This window comes from Periweissella ghanensis, assembly GCF_918814755.1.
GTDB classification, from domain to species: domain Bacteria; phylum Bacillota; class Bacilli; order Lactobacillales; family Lactobacillaceae; genus Periweissella; species Periweissella ghanensis.
The window spans coordinates 15,160-41,320 of the sequence record NZ_CAKKNT010000013.1 but is presented as its reverse complement, the minus strand read 5'-3'; the positions used below and the strand labels follow the sequence as shown (position 1 = coordinate 41,320).

The following is a 26,161-nucleotide window of genomic DNA, read 5'->3' as shown; positions in this document are numbered from 1 at the left end:
AAAAGAAGTTTGAGGTAGGGATAATGGCAGTTTTATGGAGTTCCATTCAAAGTGTCCTTGTTGTCGTAATTATTATGGCACTTGGTTACATTTTACGGGTTAAAGGTTGGTTTGCAGATAGTTTTGGAAAAAACATTTCTAAATTTATCAAAAACATCGCTTTGCCCGCTTCAATTTTTGTATCCGTGTTACAACGCTTAACACGTGGTACTTTAGTATCATTCTCAAGTTACTTAATTTGGGGATTTTTAGCAGTAATTATCGGTTATGTAATTGCATTTATTTTAGTTAAAGTATTAAAAGTTCAACCTGGCCGTCGTGGGATTATGATTAACGCGATTGTTAATGCCAACACGATCTTCATTGGATTACCATTGAACATCGCTTTGTTCGGTAACGACAGTTTGACATACTTCTTGGTTTACTACATCGTTAACACCGTTTCAACATGGGCCTTTGGGGTCTTCTTGATTAGTAACGATGACCCAACTAAGGTTGACAACAATGGTGAAAAGAAGAAAATCAACTGGAAACAAGTTATTCCAATGCCATTGGTTGGATTTGTGGTTGCTTTAGTCTTCTTATTATTGAACATTCCAATTCTAAAGATTACTTTCTTGGCACAAAGTATGACGTACGTTGGTAGTTTGGTAACACCACTTTCACTTATTTACATCGGGATTGTGTTAGCAGATGCTGGTTTGAAGAGTATTAAGTTTGATCGTGATACAATTGTTGCCTTATGCGGCCGTTTCATCCTTTCACCAATTATCATGATTGCGATTGTTTACTTTACTGTTCGTCATGGTGTTGACTTGGCACCACTCTTACAAAAGACTTTGATTGTGCAATCAGCAACGCCAATGTTAGCTGTTTTACCAATCTTGGCAGCTGAAGCCCACGGTGATGTTAAGTTTGCAACGAACATTGTGACAACATCAACGGTCTTGTTCATCATCGTTGTACCAATCTTGATGACCATCATTCAATACATCTAATTTATTTAAATTAGCAGTTATCAAAGCGACTTGGAAATTAATTTCTAGGTCGCTTTTTTTGTTCCTTCCAGATGATATCCGCCCAACACGCCTATCTTATGATACAATTTAATAATTAGATAAATGAAGTGAGGAATAATATGCAAACAATGACAATTGGTGATTATAAGCGCCAAGCTCGGCAAAAATTAGCTGGTAACTGGCCAACTGCGGTGCGCTTAAACGCCTTTCCCGCCGCGTTACAATTTATTAGTACGATCGTATCTGTTTTTTTAATTATTGGAGTAATTATTGTTATCGCCCTTGCACTTGGTGATGCACATGCCAGTAATGAAATTAACCAAGCGGTTAAAACTAGTATGGATGCTAGTGATAGTATCAATTTGCAACCCGGTTTTCTGGGCTCATATGGTAATCGATTAAGTTCATTTTTAATGTCGATTGTAATTGCGATGGTTTCAACGGGGATTTATTGGGCATCACTTGATTGGTTACGTGGTAAAAAGGCCACGGTTAAATTTATTGATGCTTTTGAAGGGTTTAACAGTAATAATATTTTAGCCAACTTTATGTTGCTCTTAGTAATGACGTTGTTTAAAATTTTATGGACGTGTGTACTTATTATTCCTGGATGTATCAAAGTTTTTTCATATTCACAAACCATGTTCATCTATAAAGATATGGTTGATAAGCACGGACGTGAAAATGTCCCAACTAGCTGGACGTGGTATATCACAGCTAGTCGGCGGTTAATGCAAGGTCATAAAGCCCAGTTATTCTGGTTAGAAGTAAGTTTTATTGGCTGGTATGTATTAGTGGCTTTAACCTTTGGAATTGCATGGTTCTGGGTCTTGCCATATGTTAATATGACTCGGGCAGTGTTCTATGATAATTTAGCTGGGGATGCCTTTAAATAAGTCCGGCTAACTTAATAACATTTTTACAGATGTAGGACTAAAAATTGATATAATAGACTACGATGATTAACCGTAGTCGCATATTAAAATCCGGGAGCGGCATGCGATGCCAGCTTGCGGATTTTAATTATCTAATGCGGACAAAATGAGCAAGCAACTAGCTGGCCGGAGGTGCAATAATGACAAATGAACAAGAAATAGTAATTATCACAGGGATGAGTGGGGCTGGTAAAACGGTTGCAATGCAAGCCTTTGAAGATATGGGGTTTTTAACAACCGATAACTTACCAATTGCTTTATTAGGCCAATTTTTTAAGATGCTTCAAGATAGTAAATCAGTTCAAAAAGTGGCCTTGGTCGTCGATGCCCGCTCAATGGAATTACTTGGTAATATTGATGAAATGTGGCGGGATAAACAAGCAACCACGAAAATTTTATTTTTAGATGCCAATGATCAAGAATTAGTAGCCCGGTATAAGGAATCTCGGCGCCAACACCCGTTAGCCCCAGCAGGGCGCGTGCTTGAAGGGATTGAAAAAGAGCGCCACGTCTTAGAAGGGATTAAGCAACATGCGGATATGCTAATTAATACTGGCGATTTATCAAATCGGCAATTACGCAAAATACTCTTCAATAAATTTAGCGATGGTACCCACCGCGCACCATTTAATGTTCAAGTGATGTCATTTGGCTTTAAATATGGCTTACCATTGGATGCGGATTTGGTATGGGATGTGCGCTTCTTAACTAATCCATTTTACGATCCAGATTTACGTAATTTAACTGGTTTAGATCAAGCGGTTTATGATTATGTGATGCAGACGGATGGGGCGGAAGAATTTTTCCAAAGTTACATTAAATTACTCGCACTCACAATTCCTCGCTATATTAATGAAGGTAAAACATCATTAGTCATTGCGATTGGCTGCACGGGGGGCCAACATCGGTCAGTTGCATTTGCTGAGCGCATTGGGCGGACGTTAGAGGCCAACTATCAAGTTCGAGTTACCCATCGGGATATCGAATTACGGAAGGAATCGAGTGTTAAATCATGAAAAAAGTCGTAATTATAGGGGGGGGCTCGGGACTACCAGTCGTTTTACGAGCTTTACGCAAACAACAAGTAGACATTACGGCTGTTGTGACAGTCGCTGATGATGGTGGGTCATCGGGTATTTTACGCAATTATATTAACGTTGTACCACCAGGGGATATTCGCAATGTAATGGCCGTGATGTCAACGTTAGATGAAAACTTTATCAATGTTTTTCAATATCGGTTTAAGTCAGAAGATGATTTTTTTGCCGGTCATAGTATTGGTAATTTGATTATTGCCGCGATGCAAGAAATGAATTTAAATATTTTTGAAGCGGTGCAGAAATTAAGCAAAATGATGGCAATTCGGGGACATGTTTATCCGGTTGCCAACGAACCATTGGAGTTGCATGCTGAGTTTGCGGATGGTACATCGTTGGTGGGGGAAGCGGAAATAACACACGCGCATAAAGTAATCAAAAAAGTGTGGGTTGAACCATTAGCAACATCGCACAATAAAATTGCCCAAGCCGTACCACAAGTTATTACCGCAATTGCCCAAGCTGACCAAGTTATTTTGGGTCCCGGTTCATTGTACACAAGTATTTTACCGAACTTAACGATTGCCGATGTGGCCCTTGCGTTACGGGCAACCCGCGCTGATATTGTTTACATTTCAAATATTATGACGCAAAAGGGTGAAACCGATAATTTTTCGGATGCAGATCACGTAAAAGTCTTAAATGAACACTTAGGTGGCGATTTAATTACGCATGTGATTGTCAATGGTTCAGAAGTGCCAGAAGATTATATTGATTGGCAACGATGGAGCGAAGTATCCCAACAAGTACGCCACGATAGTAGTGAATTTACCGGGATTAAAGCCCAAGAAATTCGTGCTAATTTACTTGAATTGCGTGACAATGGAGCATTTCATAATGGTGAATTAGTAGTTGAAGAATTAATGAAAATTCTCGCGCAAAAGCGATGAAAGGAAACATGGAATGTCATATGCAAGTGACGTTAAAAAAGAGCTGACCAGTTTAGAAGTCCATGAAAATAATGCAAAGGCTGAATTATCAGCTTTAATTCGCATGAATGGGGCTTTGGGGCTAAGTAACCGTCAGTTTATTTTAAACGTGCAAACCGAAAATGCTGCCACAGCTCGGCGAATTTATAGTTTGCTGCAGCAATTTTATAAAGTTGAAGCGGAAGTTGTGATTCGGCGGCAAATGAAACTTAAAAAGAATAATGTTTATATTGTGCGCTTAAAATACCAAGTACAACAAATTCTTGATGATTTACAAATTATGAAGGGCTTTGAAATTAATGAAGACATGCCTAAAGCGTTATTACAACGTGATTCTGAACGGCGATCATACTTACGGGGGGCGTTTTTAGCCGCTGGTTCGGTTAATAATCCCGAAAAAAGTCGGTATCATTTAGAAATTTATTCCTTGTATCAAGCTCATAATGAACAATTAGCCGCGTTAATGAATGAGTATCATTTAAATGCTAAAACAACCGAACGTCGCTCAGGCTACATTGTGTATTTAAAAGAAGCTGAAAAAATTGCCGATTTCTTACAATTAATTGGGGCAACCAATAGTATGTTGCAATTTGAAGATGTTCGGATTATGCGAGATATCAAAAATTCCGTTAATCGCCTCACAAATGCCGAAGAAGCGAATGCTAATAAAGTTGCAGATGCAAGTGCGCGGCAAATTGATAATATTAATTTAATTGAGGATCAAATTGGCTTGATGCGCTTACCAATTAAGTTACGCCAAATTGCTGAAGCCCGGTTAAATCACCCGGATGTTAGTTTGGGCGAATTAGGGAATTTTGTACCTGATGGACCGATTTCAAAATCGGGGGTTAATCATCGGTTACGTAAAATTAATGAGTATGCCCAAGCGTTGCGCGAAGGCTTACCATTACCAGGAACCAAAAAACGTTAATCACGATTAATTAATATTATTGTTTGACCTGTTTTGACCTTTGCGGTAAGATAAACAAAGTGGATTAGCAGTCAAACTATTTGATTGCTAGAATTATTTAAGGAGGATCAATTATGTATCCAGTACCTACAGTTATTGAAACGTCAGCTCGTGGTGAACGTGCTTACGATATTTACTCACGGCTTTTAAAAGACCGGATTATCATGGTTAGTGGTCAAATTGAAGATGGGATGGCAAATGCCATTGTGGCCCAACTCCTCTTCTTGGACGCCCAAGACTCAGAAAAAGACATTTACATGTACATTAACTCACCTGGTGGAGTTGTAACCGCGGGGATGGCAATTGTTGATACGATGAACTTCATCAAGTCAAACATTCAAACCGTCGTTATCGGATTAGCCGCTTCAATGGCAACGATCATTGCCTCATCAGGTACGAAGGGTAAACGCTTTATTTTACCAAATGCTGAATACTTGATTCACCAACCAATGGGTGGTGCGCAAGGTCAACAAACTGAAATTGAAATTGCTTACCAACAAATTACTAAAACTCGCCACAAGTTAGCCCAAGTATTAGCTGAAAATGCTGGCCAAGATCTTAAAAAGGTTGAAGCTGATATTGAACGTGACTACTGGATGGATGCTGAAGAAACTTTGGCCTATGGTTTAGTTGATAAAGTGATGACATCAGCGGCCGATTTATAAACGAGCTAATGATAAACGATAAAAAACTAGGAGAAAATACTCCTAGTTTTTTTACTATCACGACCGTTAAAGGGTAAGTTCGCGTTGGGACTACGGGTAGTGTCTTATTAAATAACGTAATCGTGTTATAATATTTAGTATCAAAAGTTTGGGAATCGAGGATTGATGTGTGGCCATCGAAAATTTAATAACATTCCGTAATGCGATTAATTTAATTGATATTTTAGTCGTGTGGTTTGTAATTTATCGGTTAATGCTTTTGCTACGAGGAACCCGTGCGGTGCAATTAATGCGTGGGGTAGCAATTGTTATTATTATCAAATTATTTAGTGCATGGATTGGTTTTAATACCGTTTCATGGATTATGAATCAAATTATTAACTGGGGGGTAATTGCCTTAGTCGTAATTTTCCAACCAGAAATTCGCCGGGGCTTGGAACATTTAGGCCGTGGTTCGGTCTTTACACGGACGAATAAAGAAACTGAAGCAGCCGAACATGTGGTTGAATCGCTTGATTTTGCAATTCAATACATGGCCAAACGCCGGATTGGGGCCTTAATTGCGATTGAGCGTAATACGGGCCTTGAAGAATACGTCGAAACGGGAATTAAAATGGACGCGTATGTCACCGGGCAGTTATTAATTAATACGTTTATTCCCAATACACCGTTACATGATGGTGCAGTAATTATTGAAGGTGACCGGATTGCAGTTGCCGCGGCATATTTGCCGCTTTCTGAAAGTAGTACGATTCCCAAAGAATTGGGAACGCGCCACCGGGCAGCCGTTGGGATTAGTGAAGTAACGGATGCCTTAACAATTGTTATTTCAGAAGAAACCGGAGAAGTTTCATTTACCCTAAATAATGAATTGATTCGTGATTTAGACCAAGCGGATTATTTAAATATGCTCCGCAAGCAATTAGTGCATAAAGAACTGGTTAAGCAGGCCCCACTAATTGCTTTCTTTGAAAAATTATTTCAAGGAGGCCAAAAATAATGCGACTAATTAAATTTTTAAAAGATCAAGGTTTATATTTAGCTGGTTCATTGATTTTAGCAATTTCATTATTTGTCTATGTGTCTTCAACGAATCAAGGATCACAAAATAATCAAGCCCAACAACAAATTAATTCCGGTAATTTCTTCTCATCCTTAGCATCGCAACGCAAGGCGAAAGTTAATTTACCGTTACAATTAGATGTAAATGATATTCGATACTTTGTCACGGGCGCCCCAGAAAATGTCACCGTTCAATTGAGTGGTCCAAGTGCGTTAGTAACGGCGGCAATTAATACTAAAAATTTTGAAGTTTATGCTAATCTCCGCGATTTAACCTTAGGTAACCATACGGTGACTTTAAAAGTCCGAGGGTTAACTAAAGACATTGTGGCACAAGTAATCCCAAGTAAGATTTCGATTAATTTAGCCCAACGTGCGACACGTAATATTCCGGTCAAGGTTCAATATAATGAGGATAATGTGGCCCAAGGTTATGATATTGGTAATCCTAAGTCATCAATTCAAACGGTTCAAATTACGGGGGCTGCCGAACAAGTCGCCCGCGTCCAACAAGTTGTGGCGCAACTCGTTATTCCAAACAATACTAAAAAATCTATAAATCAGCGCGTGCAGTTGCAAGCATTGGATTCAAATGGTAATTTAGTAGATGTCGTGATGACGCCTCAAATTACCAACGTCAATTTACCAATCACCCCAGGTAATGGGAAGAAGGCCATTCCGGTCCAACTCAAAGCGATTGGTACAAACGCCAGTGGTTATACGCTAACTGCTAATGTTAACGAAATTAGTATTTTTGGTAAACAGCAAGTCTTGAATGATATTAAACAAGTTGTTGTCCAAGTTGATGTGTCGGGAATAACGACTAACACAACTAAAAAAGTCGCTATTCAAAGTTTTGAAGGGGTTAAACAATTTGAGCCCGCGACGATTTCGGTTAATATTCAACCCAACGGCAATCATAGCAATGCAAGTAGTAGCAGTAGTAGCAGTAGTAGTAGCGCATCAAGTACTGATAGTAAAGATGCCGTCAGTCAAGATCAAGATGCTAATGAAGACTCAGCGCAAGTAACAACAAAAAATAATAAATAAGGAATAACAATATGTCAGAAATTAATTTAAAATACTTTGGAACCGATGGGGTCCGTGGAATTGCTAACCAAACGCTTACACCTGAATTAGCTTTTCAACTTGGTCGAACAGGTGGTTATGTCTTAACCCAACACGCCCAACAACAAGAACGGCAACCACGAGTGTTAGTTGCTCGCGATACACGTATTTCTGGGCAAATGTTGGAACATGCATTAGTCGCTGGTTTATTATCAGTTGGGATTGAAGTATTACGCTTAGGGGTTATGACGACACCAGGAGTTGCTTACTTAGTCCGGGCACAATCAGCGGATGCCGGGGTCATGATTACGGCCTCACATAATCCAGCACAAGATAATGGAATTAAGTTCTTTGGTAATGATGGCTTTAAATTATCTGATGAACTTGAATTTGAAATCGAACAGTTACTGGATGCTGACCAAGACACGTTACCACGGCCTGCAGCAGTGGGGTTAGGTTCAGTATCTGAATATCCTGAAGGTGCTTTGAAGTATACTAAATTTCTCCAAGATACAATTCCAGATGATTTATCAGGTTTGAACGTGGCCATTGATGCAGCTAATGGCGCTACATCAGGCCTAGTTTCGCACTTGTTTGCTGATTTAGGAACTGATTTTGTTACGATGGCCACTAACCCAAACGGTACCAATATTAATGACGGGGTTGGCTCAACCCATCCAGAAGCGTTAGCTGCCTTAGTGCGAGAAAAAGGGGTTGATGTTGGGATTGCTTTTGATGGTGATGGTGATCGCTTAATTGCTGTTGATGAACTTGGTAATATTGTTAATGGTGATAAAATTATGTTCATTACGGGTAAGTACATGAATGAACACGGTCGCTTGAAGAAAAACACCGTGGTAACAACTGTGATGTCTAACATCGGCATGTATAAAGCACTTGAAGAAAACGAGATGCAATCCGTTAAAACCGCCGTTGGTGATCGCTATGTCGTTGAAGAAATGTTAAAAAATGGCTACAACGTTGGTGGTGAACAATCAGGGCACATCGTCTTTCTTGACTGGAATACGACCGGCGATGGGATGCTAACCGCCATTCAGTTACTTCATATTTTGAAAGAAAGCGGCAAAAAATTGTCAGTATTAGCTGCTGAAGTCACTGAATATCCACAACAATTAATTAATGTGCGCGTTACGGATAAAAAACGGGCTCTTGAAAATGAAGCGATTCAAGCGATTATTGCACAAGTTGAAACCGAAATGAACGGTGAAGGTCGGGTCTTGGTACGGCCAAGTGGGACTGAAAACTTGTTACGTGTAATGGCAGAAGCCAAGACTGAAGAAGCCGTTAAAGAATATGTTGATCGTATTGTGGCGGTTGTTGAAGCTGAAGTAGGGATCAAATAAAAACACTAAAAATCGTTAACTAATTAGTTGGTTAACGATTTTTTTTGTCCTTTGAAAAGCATTTAAAACCTTGATTTAATAAGGAAAATTAATCATATGATGAGAATTAGCGATTAATTTTAATTAGTAAACGTCTATACCAATGTGCAAAAAGTTTGACAAAAGCTTTTGTATGAGTGTATTATCTAGCTATACCATTAAAACAACAGAGGTGAAATTATGTGTGGAATTGTCGGAATTACTGGGAACCGAGTAGCATTACCAGTATTGTTACGTGGATTACAAAAACTTGAATACCGTGGCTACGATTCAGCTGGGGTATATGTAAATGATAGTGCCAACAATCAAGAATTTTTCTTTAAAGAAAAAGGTCGGGTTGATCAATTAGAAGCATTAGTAGCAGATAAAGATATTCATGGAAACACTGGAATTGCGCATACGCGTTGGGCAACTCACGGCATTCCAAGTGCGCATAATTCTCATCCGCACGTATCAGCATCTGGTCGTTTCTTCTTAGTTCACAATGGGGTGATTGAAAACTTCCGTGAATTAAAAGAAACTTACCTTCAAGGGGTTGAATTTAAATCAGAAACTGATACCGAAGTAGCTGTGCAACTTGTGGCTAAATTTGTTGAGCAAGATGGTTTGACAGTAACGGATGCTTTCCGTAAAGTCTTAACTTTAATCGGGGCTGGTTCATACGGATTTGTCTTAGCTGATAACCAAAATCCGGATGTCCTTTACGTTGCTCGTAACAAGAGTCCATTGTTATTAGGGCTTGGGGATGGCTTCACAGTGGTCACATCTGATGCTGCTGCGATGTTAGAATACACACACGAATTTATGGCCCTTAATGACGGTGAAATGGCCATTATTAAAGGAACTGATATTGAAATTTTGGATGCAGCTAGCCAACCGGTTAAGCACGAATCATTTACTATTGAAATTGATGCATCAGAAACTGATAAGGGCATTTACCCTTACTACATGTTAAAAGAAATCGAAGAACAACCAAATGTTATTCGGACATTACTTAACGAATACTTAGATGATGCTAAGCAAGTAACCATTGATGACGCGATTATTCGGGAATTAAAACAAGCTGATCGCATTTATATTGTGGCCGCCGGAACATCTTACCATGCATCATTAATTGGTAAACGCATGTTTGAAAAGATTGCTAATCGCCCAACACAAGTTGAAATTGCTTCTGAATTTGCTTACGACAGTTACATTCCTGAAGCCAACCCATTCTTTGTGTTCCTTTCACAATCTGGTGAAACCGCTGATTCACGGGAAGTGTTACAAATGATTGAAGCAAAAGGCTTTAAATCATTAACTTTAACCAACGTACCAAACTCAACTTTGGCTCGTGAAGCAACGTATGCCTTACCATTATTAGCAGGCCCTGAAATTGCAGTGGCCTCAACGAAAGCCTACACCGCCCAAATCACTGTATTAGCATTCTTAGCCCAAGCAATGGCGGATAACCGAGTATCAGTGGCGCACCCATTAGCAGCAATTGCCGTAGCGATGGAAGCAATCTTACAAGATAAAGAACACTATGAAGCATTAGCCAAAGATTACTTAGTGGATGCCTCAAGTGCCTTTTACATTGGGCGTGCTAACGATGCTGAATTAGCATTGGAAGCGGCTTTAAAGCTTAAAGAAATTTCATATGTTCACACTGAAGGCTTTGCCGCGGGTGAATTAAAACACGGTACATTGGCGTTAATTGAAGACAACACGCCCGTGATTGCATTAATTACGCAACCTAAAACAGCTGAATTGACACGTTCAAACTTAGCTGAAACACAAGCACGGGGCGCACATGCTTTAGTTATTGCAACTGAACAAGTGGCGCATGCTGAAGACCAAGTCATCTTACCATCAGTGGATAGTGCTGATGATGATGCGGTGGTAGTTGATCAATTGGCAATTTTATTGGCCACAATTCCGGTTCAATTATTGTCATACTACACATCATTAGGCCGTGGGTTAGATGTTGACCGTCCTCGTAACTTAGCTAAGTCAGTGACAGTTCAATAATATTTTTAAAAGTATTAAACTAAAGGAGCTGTGACAGAAGTCGGGCGATATCGAGAAATACACTAAAAATCCTCTATGAAGAAATTCTTCGTAGAGGATTTTGTCGTATTTCGAATATAGCGGACTTCTGGAGCGCGTTTTGGCAGCAATTTAGTATTTGAAAAGAGTTATGTCACAACCCCTTTTTTGTTGAATCAGGTAAAATAAGTAAATAAATTACTTATTTTTGGTCTATACCACTTGTCGAAAAGGAACTTTAGTTGTATTATTGGTATATACCAATAAAGAAGGAGTACTAATCATGAAAATTATTAAAGTAACTGATGAACAAGCAGGTGGAAAAGCCGGATTTGAAATCTTTAAAGAAGCCCTTGAAAATGGCGCCAAGACATTTGGTTTGGCAACCGGTAGTACACCATTGACAACGTATGCAGAAATTACGGCCAGTGACCTTGATTTTTCTAAGGCAACGTCAATTAACTTGGATGAATACGTTAACTTATCAACCGACCATGATCAAAGTTACCACTACTTTATGAACGAAAACTTATTCAGTAAAAAGCCTTTTGCGCAATCATTTTTACCTGATGGTAATGCGAGTGATTTAGCTGCTACAACAAAGGCCTACCATGAAATCATTGAAAACCACCCAATTGATTTACAAATTTTAGGGATTGGTCAAAATGGTCACATTGGCTTTAATGAACCAGGAACATCATTTACTGCCAATACTCACGTAGTTGATTTGACTGATTCAACGATTGAAGCTAATTCACGCTTCTTTGCTAGCCGTGATGATGTTCCAGCCCAAGCTATTAGTATGGGGATTGCCGAAATCTTACAATCAAAACAAATCTTAGTTGAAGCCTTTGGTAAAAATAAAGCGCAAGCCGTTAAGAACATGATTGAAGGTCCTGTGACCGAAGATGTTCCAGCTTCAGTGCTACAAAACCACGACAATGTCATTGTGATTATTGATGAAGCGGCGGCAAGTTTGTTAGCTTAAAATTAAGTATCAATTAGTTGATGAATTAGTATTGACAGCGCTTACATAATTTTGTATTATAATAGCAGTAAGAAGTAATTCTTACCTTCTAATCAATTCTCTTTCTCTCTTATGCCGACCTTTCGTCTTTTGACGGAAGGTTTTTATATTGTCGTGGTATAATGTTAAGTGAGTATAACACGGAGGACAGTAGCTTGAATGAAGTCTTAGATTTGATTGAAGAAATCACACGCTTAGATAATACAAAATATATTGAAATTGGTAATTTAACCCATAATGGCCGCGCTGAAGCCGCTGCTGAAAAAGGCTTCATTAAGGAAGTCCGAATTTTAAAGTTAAATATTCCCCACTCTAAACATGTTGAGTTATATGAACAATTAGTGAATCAACGGCATCAAATGCCCACTTGGGAAATGACTAGTTGGGATGAGTGGCTAAAAGATGCCCAAATGGAGCATGAAATACAAGCGATTTTAACGGAAAATAAGGTTGGTTAATATATTTGTATAGCATGTTAACTAAATTCGTGGTATTTTAACTATTATCACCGTTAATAGAAAGGAGGGCCAGACATGAAGACAGAATTGTTAGAACAGTACATAGATGCGTATTTAGTGTATTTAAAATACCTAGGTGATATTGTTGCACGATCAGCAGCCCGCTTTAATTTATCGTTTGAACAATATTTAATCATTCGTGAAATTGCGCGGCGTGAAAAAGTTACATTAACTGATATTGTTGATGAACGAAATGTCACGCGGGCGGCCGTTTCACGTCAAATTAAAGTACTCTTGAAACGTAATTATATTTATCAGGAAGCGGATGTTCATGATCGCCGACGGATGTTTTTACATTTAACAACTGATGGTAAAGAAGCTGAACGGGTGATTAGTAAACGCATGCGTGATCGCTTTAATGGCTGGATTGATGTGTTTGGAACTGAACGTGCCGAAGATATTTTAGAATTTATTCTTGATTTTGGTGAGTTAGTTACCAAAGAGTCTAAAGGTGAAGATTCAAGCTTAACGAGTAAATAATAAAATATACAATATCAATGGAAGTGGATTGCTTGTCAGTGACCCACTTTTTTTGTGCAGTAATAATTTTTACAATGAAAGCCTTTTCATATAAAAAGAAAACGGTTACAATTTAGTTATCTAAACTATGGAGGCATATTATGGCAGAACCATTATTCTTAATTCCAGAACTACATAACAAAATTTGGGGAGGAACCGCCCTCGGTGAATTTTTTGATTTTAAATTAGCTAGTGATCATGTTGGGGAGGCGTGGATTATTTCCGCTCACCCAAATGGGGTTGATACAATCAGTGGGGGCACATATGCTAATCAAACGCTCGCTGATGTTTGGCAACACCATAAAGAGTTATTTGGTGGTGCGACAGCTGAAAAGTTTCCCTTATTAGTTAAATTTTTGGATACCAAAGAGGATTTATCGATTCAAGTACACCCGGATGATGCTTATGCGCATGCCCATGCAAATGAATTAGGTAAAACAGAATGTTGGTACATTTTAGCTGCTAAGCCCGGTGCTAAAATCTATTATGGCCATAATGCGCAAACTCATACTGAATTAGCAACGATGATTGCTAATCAAGATTGGGAACATTTATTACGCCAAGTGGCCGTAAAGCCGGGTGAATTTTACTATATTCCATCAGGTACCGTCCATGCCTTAGGTGCCGGCGTTTTAGCACTGGAAGTCCAACAAAGTTCTGATACAACTTATCGGATTTATGATTTTGATCGGGTTGATCAAACGACGGGGCAATTACGAGAATTACATTTAGAAGATGCGATTAACGTAATTAATGTCCCTTCAAAAGAACGTGCGGTGCACCCAACTAGTCAAGTGGTTGGCAGTAATACGAAAACGTTGTTAGCTGATGAAAAATACTTTAATGTCGTTAAATGGGATATTAAACGCCCAGGACAAACCTTTACTCAACCAGCCACGACATATACCTTAGCAGTGGTGATTGCAGGTAGTGGGACATTAACGGTTGCTGAAAAAACATATCCCTTAACCAAGGGTCAAGGGTTGATTTTACCAAGTGATGTTTTGGAATGGTCGATTGACGGCGACGTAACGGTCGTCTTAAGCCAACCCAATAATTAAAGTGCATAAAGTAAGCTTTTAAATTGCAAAGTAAACGCTTACATGATAATATATAGTCATAAGGAAGAATCAATTAGGTAGTGCCACCGGATAAGTTTACTTGCGGACACACCGCCGAAGATTCGTTCAAGTCTAGAGCGGTTTTGGTGATACAACTCTAGCTAGGCGTGTAGATTTGGTAATGCTTTCAATGAAACAATATACGATGAAAATCTTTAATTTAGTGTGGAAAGTGCAAATCGTCAACGGTAAAAGTTAAGACCAGTTTATGAAGGTTGGATTAGTGATCATAAAGTGGCATGATTCTTCCAGTAGTTTTGTAGTACGGCTAGGTGACTCGCGAGAGATTGCCTAGCTTTTTTATTTGCAAAAGAAGTCAAAAAAGCTTAAATTTAAGGAGTAGATAACCGATTTAGTAATAAGGAATTACTATTACTTAAATCGATAGTTTGTTAACAAATTAATCTGAAAGCAATTGTAAAATAAGTATCGAAAATGCTGCTGATTGGGTTTATCAAATTTACATTATTTATTAGATAAAATCATTGTTATGTAGACAAATCTACTATATAATTTACGCTGCAATAAAATTTTATGGTATCGGTAAAGGAACAAAACGACATGTCTGAATTAAAATTACAAGTGGCAACAGTCGCCGATTTACCAATTGTCATGAAGATTACCAACCAGGCAAAAGCATTGCTTAAAGCTGACGGAATCAATCAATGGCAAATGGGTTATCCAAGTGAAGTTGACTTTGAAAATGATATGAAAGAAGAACATCTTTATGTCGCAAAACTCGATGATGAATCAGTTGGGTTTATTGCATTGATTGATGGTTTGGATCAAGCATATCAAATTATTGAAAATGGGGCGTGGTTAAATAACGACGAACCTTATTATACAATCCACCGGGTGGCTGTAAGTAGTGAAGTTAGTGGTCAAAAACTAGGTGAACGAATGTTACGCGCTGCGGTGGAAAAAAGTTTAGAACTCGGTCCGGATGCTAAAAGTGTTCGGGTTGATACCCATCCAGATAACAAACGCATGCAATATTTATTAAATAAAATTGGCTTTGTTTTAACGGGCCATATTTTTATCAATGACGGTGAATTACGTTACGCTTACGAATATATGAAATAAATTTATTTTCGAGGAAGAGCCAATGAAAACGCCCCCGCACGTATGTTTATATCCAAGTAACGACAAAAGTCCTAAGCTCAGTAAACCGGTAACGGTTAACATTGATTTTCGTGATACCAATATTTTAATTATTGAACTTGATAAGCTGCATAAGATTAAACAAGTTGATTTAGCAGGTGGCAATATTTGCCAACCAGTTGTAAGTAAGATTTTGAATGGCGATACATCGATAATGAGTCTCAAGACGATGACCGTTTTTGGTAAGCAATTTGACATGGTGGGCGGCATAACTAAAAGTGTTGATAGTGATATCTTTGCGAAAGTTTCACGAGCGTATTTAAATGACAATAAGCGGCAATTTGCAGCGGCGTTAGAAGTGATTAAGTATCGGGATTTAATTGATGTAATTGATAAATTACGTTACCATGCTTATGACTTGGTTTTACTTAATTTTCGGCGTCAGTATCAACAGGTTGTTGCTAGTGAAGTCCGACTTGAAAAATTAGTTGCCCAAACTCAGTATATTCGCATTGAATTGTTGGTTAACATGCAGTTAGCGATTGCTTATTTGAATTTAGCACAAGATACGGAGTTTGAACGGACTTTTGCTAAAATATTAGCGTTATTACGGCAATATCAAGAACGCCAAGAACTACATGATGAATTACATTACATGTATGCCATGGTGGGTTATGAACTATTACAACGGCACATGCGGCTCCACGGGCTTGATGCGCAAGTAATGGTGCTTTCTCGAAAAATGAAAGTTTGGCACAAAAGTCAAAGTTTTCACGCAGGCTTTACTAATGCGGTTATCGTATTAGACCAACGTTTAAAAAATAAGTAAAAAAATAAGCATCTAACAATCAGTTAGATGCTTATTTTTATTTAGTACGAACAACTAAAACGTCAACATCGGCAACGCGTGTGACGTATTCAGTAACAGAACCGATTAAGATTCGTTCAACGGTGTTCAGACCAGTTGCCCCAATCATAATCAAGTCAGCGTTAACAGCTTTAGGTGCTTCTTTAGCAATGACCGCTTTTGGTGAACCATATTCAATAGTGTAGCTCACATTAGTAATACCGGCTGCTTTAGCTTTTTCAACATAGCCATCAAGGGTCTTTTTAGCAGTTTCAGAAACTTCTTCAACCATTGAAGTATCAAATGATGAAACGTTTTGGAACGCCCGCGTATCGATAACATGCAAAATGTGCAAGTGGGCATTGTTACCATTCCGAAGAGTTACTGCAATTGCTTTGTCTAAAGCCAATTCAGCTTCTTTTGATCCGTCAACGGGAATAAGAATATTTAAATAACGTTGGTCTAACATAATAGATACCTCAGCTTTCATTTTTTATGGTGCTCTAACTATCTATATTATAATTTAAAATTGTATTTTAAACAAATGATATCATAAGTAATGTTTTAAGAAAGTACTAAATTGCCAAGTAAGTGCCATGGTTGCGAGCATACTAATGATAACTAAGATGGCCGCAAATACTAGATAACCTAGTAAATTAACGATAATGGTTAGTAAACCTAAAATTATAAAGAAGCGGCCATAAAAACGACAAAATTTAGTTAGCTGGGGGTTTTCAGCAACTGCAATACCTAATAAGTTAGTACGTTGATGGTGCCATAAATAACCACCAATAAACAGGACAACGACCCCTAAAAAAGTGACAAGAACGAGTAACATGCTGCTAGTTCCTTTCTGTAAAAAAATATAAAAAAAGAGTAGGGGGCAACCCTACTCCAGAACACCAATATGGTACCGTTAGAAAATCATTCAGTTTGACCCCGATAAACGAGGTGGTCACCTCAAGCAATAAAATTACGTTACCAAATGTGTGGCATACGTGCATTTAAAGCCGTCCGCGACCGAAATGTAGTTACTTGTAAGGCAAAGCTGAAATAAGTAGATTTTCGCGTATACCTTAGAAATCCTTACTTAAATTATAGCAACATTTACTGTAAAATAAACCCTTTTGTTTAAGTTAATGCCGATTACGTAAACGATGGGCAATTTCCTTTAATTGGGCTTCATACTTACTGTTACCTTTGGGTTGGAAATAATCCGCATTTTGTAAATTATCAGGTAAATACTGTTGTTTAACCCAGTCATTTGGATAATCATGGGGATACTTATAACCAATTCCCCGGCCTAGTTTAGCTGCTCCTTGATAATGGGCATCCCGTAGATGCGGTGGAATATTGCCAGCCCGACCACTAGCGATATCGGCTAATGCATTATCAATAGCAACGTTGGCAGCGTTTGATTTAGCAGATAAGGCGAGCTCGATGACGGCATTAGCTAATGGAATGCGCGCTTCAGGTAAGCCTAACTTGTTGGCTGCTTCAACAGCACTAACGGCATGGGCAGCAGCAGTTGGATTAGCGAGCCCGATATCTTCATACGCAATTACAAGGAGGCGGCGCATAATGATTGGTAAATCCCCGGCGGTAATTAAGCGGGCTAAATAATGCAAGGCAGCATTAACGTCACTCCCCCGAATTGATTTTTGGAAGGCGGAAATGACATCGTAGTGGGCATCACCATCTTTATCAGCACTAACCGTTTTCTTTTGAAGCACTTGTTGGATCGTGTTCAACGATAACTCAATCACGCCATCTGGATTAGGATCTGTTGATAAGACGGCTAATTCGAGGCCATTTAACGCACTCCGTAAATCCCCATTTGTGGCCGTGATTAATTGCTCCATCGCAGCTGGTGCTAGATCGACTTGGTATTGCCCTAAACCACGCTCACTATCGGTTAACGCCCGTTCAATGGCTAATTTAATATCGGTTGGGGCCAGTGGTTGGACCTCAAAAATCTGGGTTCGGGAACGAATCGCCGGATTGATAGTGATATATGGATTTTCAGTTGTAGCACCAATTAAGATAATCGCCCCACTTTCTAGATGGGGTAACAAGAAATCTTGCTTAGTTTTATCCAGTCGGTGAATTTCATCAAGTAGTAAAATGACGGTGCCCGACATTTTAGCTTCTTCGGCGACAATTTGCATGTCTTTTTTAGTATCAGTGGCGGCGTTTAAGATTCGAAATGCATATTTAGTCGAACCGGCAATGGCACTAGCAATACTCGTTTTTCCGGTACCAGGCGGGCCATATAAAATCATTGAAGAGAGCCGCTTGGCTTTAACCATCCGATTAATAATTTGCCCTTCACCGACAAGTTGTTGTTGACCAACAATTTCAGCGATGTTTTTGGGCCGCATTCGAAATGCTAAAGGTTGCTGCATAACATTATTTTCCTTTGAAAAGTTTTTGCCACCACGATAATTTGGGTTGAGCGGGGGCAGCTGGCTCAGGTGATTGTTGACGCAGACTAAGAATTGATTGGGCCGGTTTAGAAACGGCGGTGGTTAAATTAACTAACGCAAGGGCAACGTTTTCAGGTGCGGTGTGGTAACGCGCATCGGTTTTTAATTGAATGGGAAAGTTAGTGTGTTTAGCTAAATTCAAAAACGGGGTTAGTTGATCAATAGGTAAGTTACCATTGATTAATAAGGTAGCCGTGGGTTGTTGCTTAAAAGCTGCTTGCCATTCTTGTAAATAATTATCTTGATTAAGTTGGGCAACCGTCATAATAAAATAAACCCGTTCTTTAAATGAACCAAGATACGCGTTTTGTTCATCGGGATTTAATTGTTGATCACCATAGCGGGCATGATCAAGGTGCTGGCTGAGATTATTTGTTTCATCAGTGGGCATAAAAAAACTCCTTTATGATCGGTATTAGGTTTATTATACCAGTTAATTGAAATTGGTGTAAAATGCCCCACCGCTAGTAATATACTGAATTTGTGATTAATTGGTTGGCAACGAAGCTAAACTATGGTATGATACTCTTTGTGTTTAATAAGGCAGCAGTGAACGGTAAGCTCGTCAATAGCACAGTCAACCACCTTTGTTTTTTAGGAAACCAAGTAACCGTAGCTGTAAGGTGAACGGCGTAGACTGAGCTACACGAATATTGAGTTCACATGAATTATTAGATAACAAAAATATAATTCATAAAATAGGAGGACATTCATATGTCTCGTTATACTGGTCCTAAGTACCGTATCTCACGTCGTCTTGGCGTTTCATTGTCAGGTACAGGTAAAGAACTTGCTAAAAAACCATACGCACCTGGTGACCACGGTCAAGGTCGTCGCGGTAAGCTTTCAGAATACGGTACACAATTGCGCGCTAAGCAACGTATCCGTTTCACTTACGGTTTGAGCGAACGTCAATTCTCAAACTTGTTCAAAAAAGCTGGTAAGGTTCGTAAGGGTACTCACGGTACTAACTTCTTAGTATTGCTTGAAACTCGTTTGGACAACGTTGTTTACCGTTTAGGTTTGGCTACTACTCGTGCCCAAGCTCGTCAATTGGTAAACCACGGCCACATCCTTGTTGATGGCGGACGTGTTGATATTCCATCATACGAAGTTAAGCCTGGTCAAGAAATCTCAGTTCGCGACAAGTCAAAGAAGTTGGCAATCATTGCTACTTCAGTTGAAGCAACTGTTGCTCGTCCACAATTCGTTGAATTTGATGCTGAAGCATTGAAGGGTTCATTAGTACGTTTACCAGAACGTGAAGAACTTGATGCAGAATTCGAAGAAAACCTTGTGGTTGAATACTACAACAAGCTTGGCTAATCTTTGGTTACCATGTGCTTGGAAAAAAGCAGTCGACATTGTCGATTGCTTTTTTGTTGTCTAAAATTTTCTTAACGCTTTTGCATTCTTTACTTATAAATGTTACGGTATGAACTGATAAATTAATTAAAGAGGTTCGAAACTATGAGTATACGTCTAATTACAGTTGATATGGATGGGACATTTTTAAATGACCAAAATGAATTTAACCGCCAACGGTTTCAGAATTTATTACCGCAATTAGCTGCTAAAGATATTAAATTTGCTGTAGCTAGTGGATCTCAATACCAACGTTTACAAGGAAAATTTGCCGGCATTGATGCTGAAATTTTCTTTATCTCCCAAAATGGTTCGGTTGTACACGATGGGGATGAATTTTTGGCCGCCGCACCGATTGATGACGCTTTGATTCGAAAGGTTTTTGCGGTAATTGCTGAATTTCCAGCGGAATATATTAGCCAAGTGATTGTTTCCGGGATTGAAAAGACATATGTTGCTAGTGGGACCCCCGTGGAAGTTCAAGCGGTAATTGCCGAATACTTTAGTGATTTAGCAACTGTTGATGATTTAACTGCGATTTCAAGTGCTACGGTCGGTGAAGGACTAACTAAGATTGGGGTGCGTTTTTCAAGTAAAACCCCCAATCTTGAAGATGTAATTGCGGATTTTCGGGCTAAATTGCCTACACAATTAGCGAGCTTAAATTCGGGTTTTAATATTGAATTAGTTGGGGTCGGTCATGTTAATAAGGCGACTGGAATTAAAATGATTCAAGATAAATATGATATTGCTGCTGATGAAATTGTGACCTTTGGTGATAATGAAAATGATATTGCTATGTTGGAATTAACACCACACAGTTATGCTATGGGAAATGCGCATGACAATGTTAAAGCAATTGCGCATCATTTAGCACCAACGAACAATGAAGAAGGTGTTTTAGCAGTAATTGAACAATTAATTGCTGAATAAAAAGTTACCGGTAACGGTAGCTTTTTTATTTGAAGTGTCGGAGTGTTAACGATGCATCAAGGATATATATGTGCTATGATATTCATTTATGACATTAAAATAGTAGAGAGAAATAAGGATAAATTACATGAATAAAAAAGGGATTAGTTTACCGATGTTAATTGCATTGGTTATTAGTTCATCGATTGGAACCGCAATTTTTACGTTTACCAGTAATTTTGCCAAAGTTGCCGCACCAGGTCCGATGTTAATTGCTTGGGGCATTGTGGGGATCGGTATTTTGGCTTTAGCCTTAACTTTTAGTAATTTAATTAATAAACGGCCCGATCTTGATGGGATTTTTGCCTATGCGGAAGCTGGCTTTGGTCCCTTTGCAGGTTTTTTAAGTGGCTGGGGTTACTGGTTATCGGCTTGGGTTGGCAACGTGGCATTTGCGACCATTTTAGTTAGTTCAATTGGTTATTTTTTACCAATTTTCAAGAGTGGCCAAAATATTCCATCAATTATTTTAGCTTCAATTATTGCGTGGGCCTTAAATTGGTTTGTTAGTCGGGGTGTTGAGTCAGCGACTGCCGTCAACACGATTGTCACAATTTGTAAGTTGATTCCATTATTCGTTTTTATGGTGGTTGCGATTGTTATGTTTAATGGCCACCTATTTACCGCTGATTTTTGGGGTAACATCCATGATAATTTTAGTAATCACTTAGTTTGGCCCCAGGTTAAACAGTGTGTGATGGTTATGATGTGGTCATTTGTAGGGATTGAAGGAGCAACAATGATGTCATCACGGGCCCGTGTTAAGAGTGATGCTAGTAAAGCGACTATTATTGGGGTGATTACGTTAATTCTTTTATATAGTATCGTCTCACTTTTACCATACGGCTATTATGATCAACATCAATTAGCCCAATTGCCACAACCATCATTGGTGTACTTATTTAGTCACATGGTTGGCCCAATTGGGGGTGCTTTTATGAGTTTAGGCTTGGTAATTTCAATTTTGGGCGCTTGGTTATCGTGGACCATGTTACCAGCTGAAACGGTCTTATTAATGAGTGAAGCCAATTTATTACCAAAATATTTTGCCCACAAAAATCGGTTTGGTGCCCCAAATACGGCTCTATTAATTACGCAAGTGCTCGTACAATTATTCTTGTGTTCATTATTATTTACCAATCAAGCGTATAATTTTGCGGCGTCATTATGTACCGCAGCGATTGTGATTACGTATTGTTTTGTAGCTGCATACCAGATCAAACACTCCATTCAAAATTGGCAGCAAAAAGACGCTAAGTGGCAATTGTTTGTCGGGGTGGTTGCGATTGCCTTTCAAATGATTGGTATCGGGTTAACGGGGATTCAATATATCTTATTAGCGATGATTGCGTATATCCCGGGGATTTACTTCTACCGCCAAGCACGGCAAGTAGCACACGGAAAACATAAGATGGCTAAGCACGAAATCGGGATTACAATTTTAATTGCCGGGTGTGCAATTTTAGCAATTAGTGGTTTAGTAATGGGGAAAATAAGCCTTTAATATAACTTAGTTGTGATATTTTTATCAAATATTTACAAACCACTAAATAACCGTAAAAAGCCTATTGTAATAGGCTTTTTTTGTCACGTTAAGGTAATAGTAAAATGCAAGATAGCTTAAATTTGTTTAGCACTTATATTGCTAAATTATCTTTTCTGGCGTACAATAAAAACTGTTAAAAAACTAATTCTGTTGGAGGAATTTACTATGACTGTGAAGGTTGGTATTAACGGTTTCGGACGTATTGGTCGTCTTGCATTCCGTCGTATTCTTGAATTGAAAGACACTGCTTCAGATATCGAAGTGGTTGCTATTAACGATTTGACTAGTCCATCAATGTTGGCATACCTTTTGAAGTATGACTCAACTCATGGAACTTTGAAGGCTGAAGTTTCAGCTACTGAAGATTCAATTATCGTTGACGGTAAGGAATACAAAGTTTACGCCGAACGTAACGCTGCTGACTTAAAGTGGGTTGAAGAAGCTGGTGTTGAATACGTACTTGAATGTACTGGATTCTACACTTCAGAAGAAAAATCACAAGCGCACATCGACGCTGGTGCAAAGCGTGTCTTGATCTCAGCTCCTGCTGGTGCTATTAAGACTGTTGTTCCTGGTGTTAACTTGGACATCTTGGACAAGGACGATGTGATCGTTTCTGCTGGTTCATGTACTACAAACTGTCTTGCACCAATGGCCTTCTTCTTGAACGAAGAATTTGGTCTTGAAGTTGGTACTATGACTACTGTTCACGCATTTACTTCAACTCAAATGATCCTTGACGGTCCTCGCGGTTCAAAAGGCCGTAACAACCGTTCAGCTTCAGTTAACACTATTCCTCACTCAACTGGTGCCGCTAAGGCTATCGGTCTTGTAGTTCCTGAATTACAAGGTAAACTTCAAGGTCACGCCCAACGTGTTGGTGTTGTTGACGGTTCATTGACTGAATTGGTTTCAATTCTTTCAAAGAAAGTTACTGCTGAAGAAGTTAACGAAGCAATCAAGAAGCACACTGAAGGTAACGAAGCCTTTGGTTGGAACGAAGACGGAATCGTATCATCAGACATCATTGGTGACACACACGGTTCAGTATTTGACCCAACTCAAACTGAAGTTACTACTGCCGGTGACTTCCAATTAGTTAAGACTGTTGCTTGGTACGATAACGAATACGGTTTCACTTCAAACATGATCCGTACTTTGCTTCACTTCGCAACTCTTGAAGCCTAATTATAACTAATAAGAAAAGATGACTTAATGTCATCTTTTTTTTGTGATTTGGTGTACAAGGTGTTAAAATGGTTACAGGTGCTGTGTATCTTTGCACAGCCAAAACTTGTTGATAAAAAATTTCAGGAGGATTCTAAATTGGCTAAGTTAACTGTTTCTGATTTAGATTTACAGGGCAAAAAAGTCCTTATGCGTGTTGATTTCAATGTTCCATTGAAAGATGGTGTCGTTACTAACGATAACCGGATTGTGGCTGCGTTGCCAACAATCAAGTACGTGATTGAAAATGGCGGTCGTGCTATTCTTTTCTCTCACTTGGGTCGTATCAAGTCAGAAGAAGACAAGCAAACCTTGTCAATGAAGCCAGTCGCACAAAAGTTAGCTGATTTGCTTGGCAAACCAGTCAACTTTGTTCCTGCTACTGAAGGTCCTGCTTTGGAAGACGCTATCGCCAACTTAAAAGATGGTGAAGTGCTTGTCTTTGAAAACACTCGTTTTGAAGACGTTGTAAACGGTGAAGTTGTTAAGCGCGAATCAAAGAATGATCCAGAACTTGGTAAGTACTGGGCATCACTTGGTGACGTTTTTGTTAACGATGCCTTTGGTACTGCGCACCGTGCGCACGCATCAAACGCTGGTATCGCTGCTAACATCGCCCAAACTGCCGCTGGTTTCTTAATGGAAAAAGAAATCAAGTTCTTGGGTGGTGCGGTTGAAAACCCAGCTCGTCCATTCGTTGCCATCCTTGGTGGTGCGAAAGTCTCAGATAAAATCGGTATCATCGAAAACTTGTTAGAAAAAGCTGACAAAGTTATCGTTGGTGGTGGTATGGCTTACACATTCGACGTTGCTAACGGCAAGAAGATTGGTAACTCATTATTTGAAGAAGACAAATTAGAATTAGCTAAGGAATTAATTGCCAAAGCTGGTGACAAACTTGTGCTCCCAGTTGACGCTGTTGCAGCCGATGCATTCTCAAACGATGCTAAGACTGTAATTACTGACGGTGACATTCCTGATGGTTACATGGGTCTTGATATTGGACCTAAGTCAATTGAACTTTTCAAGAACACTTTAGATGGTGCTAAGACAGTTGTTTGGAACGGACCTATGGGTGTGTTTGAAATGTCTAACTTTGCTAAGGGTACCCTTGAAGTTGGTTCATACCTTGCAACTCTTGAAGGTGCAACGACAATCGTTGGTGGTGGTGACTCAACTGCGGCCGCTCAACAATTAGGCATTGCTGACAAGCTTACGCACATTTCTACTGGTGGTGGTGCATCACTTGAATACCTTGAAGGTAAGACCCTTCCTGGTATTGCTGCTATCTCAGAAAAGTAAGCTCAATTATTGTGATAAATTAAAAGCGTTTGATTCATCGAATCAAGCGCTTTTTTGCTATCTACAGCCTTAATTTCTTGAGATATGGTATCATTTTAATTAAATATAGCATTATGGAGGTAAAATGATGCGGACACCTTTTGTAGCAGCAAACTGGAAAATGAATAAGACCTTACCAGAAGCATTGGCTTTCTTACAGGCGATTGCTGGTAAGCTGCCTGATCAAGCGGAAGTTGAAGCGTTAATTTGTGCGCAAAGTTTATTTTTAAGCCAAATGATGATTGAAACCAAGGATGAGCCCCTTAAAATTGGCGCTGAAAATGTTTTTTGGCAAAATCAAGGGGCCTTTACGGGGGAAACGAGTCCTAAAGCCGTGGCGAGCTTAGGGGTCGATTACGTTATTATTGGCCACAGTGAACGACGGAAATATTTCCGTGAAACCGATGAAATGGTGAATAATAAAGTCCAAGCGGTCTTACGTAACGGTATGCGGCCAATTATTTGTGTTGATGAAACAATGGGCCAACGTGAATCAAATGAAAAGGTTCACTGGGTGGTGTCACAAGTTATTGAAGCCCTCAAGGGAGTCGCACTTGAAGATGCTGATAAAATTACGATTGCGTATGAACCTTCATGGGCCATTGGGGCCGCGGCGGCGAGTGCTAAAGAAGCTGAAGATGGGTGTTATTTAATTCGCCAAACCGTCGCAGATATGTTTTCGGATGAAGCAGCCGATCAAGTGCGCGTCTTATATGGGGGCTCAGTTAAACCGCACAATCAAGCCGAATTAATGGCGATGCCAAATATTGATGGAGTTTTAGTCGGGGATGCCTCATTGGACCCAGATATTTTCCTCCAACTTGTAAATTACCAACAAAAGTAAAGTTTGTAATATTCATGTGAAATTATGGATAAACTGATGGATTATCATTGTAATTTACTAGTAAAACTTAT

26 protein-coding genes are annotated in these 26,161 nt (G+C 39.2%); 22 read left to right on the top strand and 4 right to left on the bottom strand.

Features of this window, described 5'->3' with window-relative positions:
* Nucleotides 1-23 precede the first annotated feature (23 nt).
* The 16 genes from LQZ76_RS05640 (at nucleotide 24) to LQZ76_RS05565 (ending at nucleotide 16,291) form a co-directional block, all read left to right on the top strand.
* The gene (locus LQZ76_RS05640; protein WP_230098780.1) at nucleotides 24-998 is read left to right on the top strand and encodes an AEC family transporter; all 975 of its coding nucleotides are present in this window, start codon (nucleotides 24-26) and stop codon (nucleotides 996-998) included.
* A gap of 140 nt (nucleotides 999-1,138) precedes the next feature.
* Nucleotides 1,139-1,915, top strand: coding sequence for a DUF975 family protein (locus tag LQZ76_RS05635; RefSeq protein WP_230098779.1), 777 nt, complete (start codon nucleotides 1,139-1,141; stop codon nucleotides 1,913-1,915).
* 179 nt (nucleotides 1,916-2,094) lie between these two features.
* A complete protein-coding gene (gene rapZ, locus LQZ76_RS05630; RefSeq protein WP_230098778.1) occupies nucleotides 2,095-2,970 on the top strand; it encodes an RNase adapter RapZ in 876 nt (291 codons plus the stop codon).
* Nucleotides 2,967-3,941, top strand: a complete 975-nt coding sequence (locus LQZ76_RS05625; protein WP_230098777.1) for a gluconeogenesis factor YvcK family protein — start codon at nucleotides 2,967-2,969, stop codon at nucleotides 3,939-3,941. The genes rapZ and LQZ76_RS05625 overlap by 4 nt, the downstream gene beginning before the upstream one ends.
* 13 nt (nucleotides 3,942-3,954) lie before the next feature.
* Nucleotides 3,955-4,911, top strand: a complete 957-nt coding sequence (gene whiA / locus LQZ76_RS05620; protein ID WP_230098776.1) for a DNA-binding protein WhiA — start codon at nucleotides 3,955-3,957, stop codon at nucleotides 4,909-4,911.
* A 113-nt stretch (nucleotides 4,912-5,024) separates the two neighbouring features.
* Nucleotides 5,025-5,615, top strand: a complete 591-nt coding sequence (locus tag LQZ76_RS05615; RefSeq protein ID WP_230098775.1) for an ATP-dependent Clp protease proteolytic subunit — start codon at nucleotides 5,025-5,027, stop codon at nucleotides 5,613-5,615.
* 169 nt (nucleotides 5,616-5,784) lie between these two features.
* Nucleotides 5,785-6,615 (top strand): diadenylate cyclase CdaA, encoded by an 831-nt coding sequence (gene cdaA, locus LQZ76_RS05610; protein WP_230098774.1) that lies wholly within the window; start codon nucleotides 5,785-5,787, stop codon nucleotides 6,613-6,615.
* Nucleotides 6,615-7,727: a CdaR family protein gene (locus LQZ76_RS05605; protein ID WP_230098773.1), complete on the top strand. Its 1,113-nt coding sequence runs from the start codon at nucleotides 6,615-6,617 to the stop codon at nucleotides 7,725-7,727. The genes cdaA and LQZ76_RS05605 overlap by 1 nt, the downstream gene beginning before the upstream one ends.
* 11 nt (nucleotides 7,728-7,738) lie before the next feature.
* The gene (glmM, locus tag LQZ76_RS05600; RefSeq protein WP_230098772.1) at nucleotides 7,739-9,109 is read left to right on the top strand and encodes a phosphoglucosamine mutase; all 1,371 of its coding nucleotides are present in this window, start codon (nucleotides 7,739-7,741) and stop codon (nucleotides 9,107-9,109) included.
* Nucleotides 9,110-9,328: 219 nt separating this feature from the next.
* Entirely contained in the window at nucleotides 9,329-11,158 is a 1,830-nt protein-coding gene (gene glmS, locus LQZ76_RS05595; RefSeq protein WP_230098771.1) for a glutamine--fructose-6-phosphate transaminase (isomerizing), read from the top strand.
* 301 nt (nucleotides 11,159-11,459) lie between these two features.
* Nucleotides 11,460-12,164: a glucosamine-6-phosphate deaminase gene (nagB, locus tag LQZ76_RS05590; RefSeq protein WP_230098770.1), complete on the top strand. Its 705-nt coding sequence runs from the start codon at nucleotides 11,460-11,462 to the stop codon at nucleotides 12,162-12,164.
* Nucleotides 12,165-12,358: 194 nt separating this feature from the next.
* Nucleotides 12,359-12,661, top strand: a complete 303-nt coding sequence (locus tag LQZ76_RS05585) for a hypothetical protein (RefSeq protein ID WP_230098769.1) — start codon at nucleotides 12,359-12,361, stop codon at nucleotides 12,659-12,661.
* A 75-nt stretch (nucleotides 12,662-12,736) separates the two neighbouring features.
* On the top strand, nucleotides 12,737-13,201 hold the full coding sequence (locus LQZ76_RS05580) for a MarR family winged helix-turn-helix transcriptional regulator (RefSeq protein WP_230098768.1): 465 nt from the start codon (nucleotides 12,737-12,739) through the stop codon (nucleotides 13,199-13,201).
* A 140-nt stretch (nucleotides 13,202-13,341) separates the two neighbouring features.
* Nucleotides 13,342-14,301, top strand: a complete 960-nt coding sequence (manA, locus tag LQZ76_RS05575) for a mannose-6-phosphate isomerase, class I (protein WP_230098767.1) — start codon at nucleotides 13,342-13,344, stop codon at nucleotides 14,299-14,301.
* A gap of 621 nt (nucleotides 14,302-14,922) precedes the next feature.
* Entirely contained in the window at nucleotides 14,923-15,444 is a 522-nt protein-coding gene (locus LQZ76_RS05570; protein WP_230098766.1) for a GNAT family N-acetyltransferase, read from the top strand.
* A 22-nt stretch (nucleotides 15,445-15,466) separates the two neighbouring features.
* Nucleotides 15,467-16,291 carry a hypothetical protein gene (locus tag LQZ76_RS05565; protein WP_230098765.1) on the top strand — a complete coding sequence of 275 codons (825 nt, stop codon included), beginning with the start codon at nucleotides 15,467-15,469 and terminating at the stop codon, nucleotides 16,289-16,291.
* A gap of 37 nt (nucleotides 16,292-16,328) precedes the next feature.
* Here the strand turns inward: LQZ76_RS05565 and LQZ76_RS05560 are convergent, their stop codons facing one another.
* The 4 genes from LQZ76_RS05560 to LQZ76_RS05545 all read right to left on the bottom strand — a co-directional run bounded on the left by LQZ76_RS05560 (nucleotide 16,329) and on the right by LQZ76_RS05545 (nucleotide 19,186).
* On the bottom strand, nucleotides 16,329-16,778 hold the full coding sequence (locus LQZ76_RS05560) for a universal stress protein (RefSeq protein ID WP_230097468.1): 450 nt from the start codon (nucleotides 16,776-16,778) through the stop codon (nucleotides 16,329-16,331).
* Between the two features lie 81 nt (nucleotides 16,779-16,859).
* Nucleotides 16,860-17,147 carry a hypothetical protein gene (locus LQZ76_RS05555; protein WP_230098764.1) on the bottom strand — a complete coding sequence of 96 codons (288 nt, stop codon included), beginning with the start codon at nucleotides 17,145-17,147 and terminating at the stop codon, nucleotides 16,860-16,862.
* Nucleotides 17,148-17,445: 298 nt separating this feature from the next.
* A complete protein-coding gene (locus LQZ76_RS05550; protein ID WP_230098763.1) occupies nucleotides 17,446-18,714 on the bottom strand; it encodes a replication-associated recombination protein A in 1,269 nt (422 codons plus the stop codon).
* A gap of 4 nt (nucleotides 18,715-18,718) precedes the next feature.
* Nucleotides 18,719-19,186 carry a DUF1694 domain-containing protein gene (locus tag LQZ76_RS05545; protein ID WP_230098762.1) on the bottom strand — a complete coding sequence of 156 codons (468 nt, stop codon included), beginning with the start codon at nucleotides 19,184-19,186 and terminating at the stop codon, nucleotides 18,719-18,721.
* 323 nt (nucleotides 19,187-19,509) lie between these two features.
* On the opposite strand from LQZ76_RS05545, the gene rpsD reads away from it, so the two are divergent.
* The 6 genes from rpsD (at nucleotide 19,510) to tpiA (ending at nucleotide 26,090) form a co-directional block, all read left to right on the top strand.
* The gene (rpsD, locus tag LQZ76_RS05540; RefSeq protein WP_230098761.1) at nucleotides 19,510-20,121 is read left to right on the top strand and encodes a 30S ribosomal protein S4; all 612 of its coding nucleotides are present in this window, start codon (nucleotides 19,510-19,512) and stop codon (nucleotides 20,119-20,121) included.
* A 144-nt stretch (nucleotides 20,122-20,265) separates the two neighbouring features.
* Nucleotides 20,266-21,093: a Cof-type HAD-IIB family hydrolase gene (locus LQZ76_RS05535; protein WP_230098760.1), complete on the top strand. Its 828-nt coding sequence runs from the start codon at nucleotides 20,266-20,268 to the stop codon at nucleotides 21,091-21,093.
* A gap of 127 nt (nucleotides 21,094-21,220) precedes the next feature.
* A complete protein-coding gene (arcD, locus tag LQZ76_RS05530; protein WP_230098759.1) occupies nucleotides 21,221-22,636 on the top strand; it encodes an arginine-ornithine antiporter in 1,416 nt (471 codons plus the stop codon).
* A gap of 207 nt (nucleotides 22,637-22,843) precedes the next feature.
* The gene (gene gap, locus LQZ76_RS05525; RefSeq protein WP_230098758.1) at nucleotides 22,844-23,866 is read left to right on the top strand and encodes a type I glyceraldehyde-3-phosphate dehydrogenase; all 1,023 of its coding nucleotides are present in this window, start codon (nucleotides 22,844-22,846) and stop codon (nucleotides 23,864-23,866) included.
* Between the two features lie 138 nt (nucleotides 23,867-24,004).
* Nucleotides 24,005-25,207, top strand: a complete 1,203-nt coding sequence (locus LQZ76_RS05520) for a phosphoglycerate kinase (RefSeq protein ID WP_230098757.1) — start codon at nucleotides 24,005-24,007, stop codon at nucleotides 25,205-25,207.
* Nucleotides 25,208-25,334: 127 nt separating this feature from the next.
* Nucleotides 25,335-26,090, top strand: a complete 756-nt coding sequence (tpiA, locus tag LQZ76_RS05515) for a triose-phosphate isomerase (protein ID WP_230098793.1) — start codon at nucleotides 25,335-25,337, stop codon at nucleotides 26,088-26,090.
* Nucleotides 26,091-26,161: the final 71 nt, after the last annotated feature.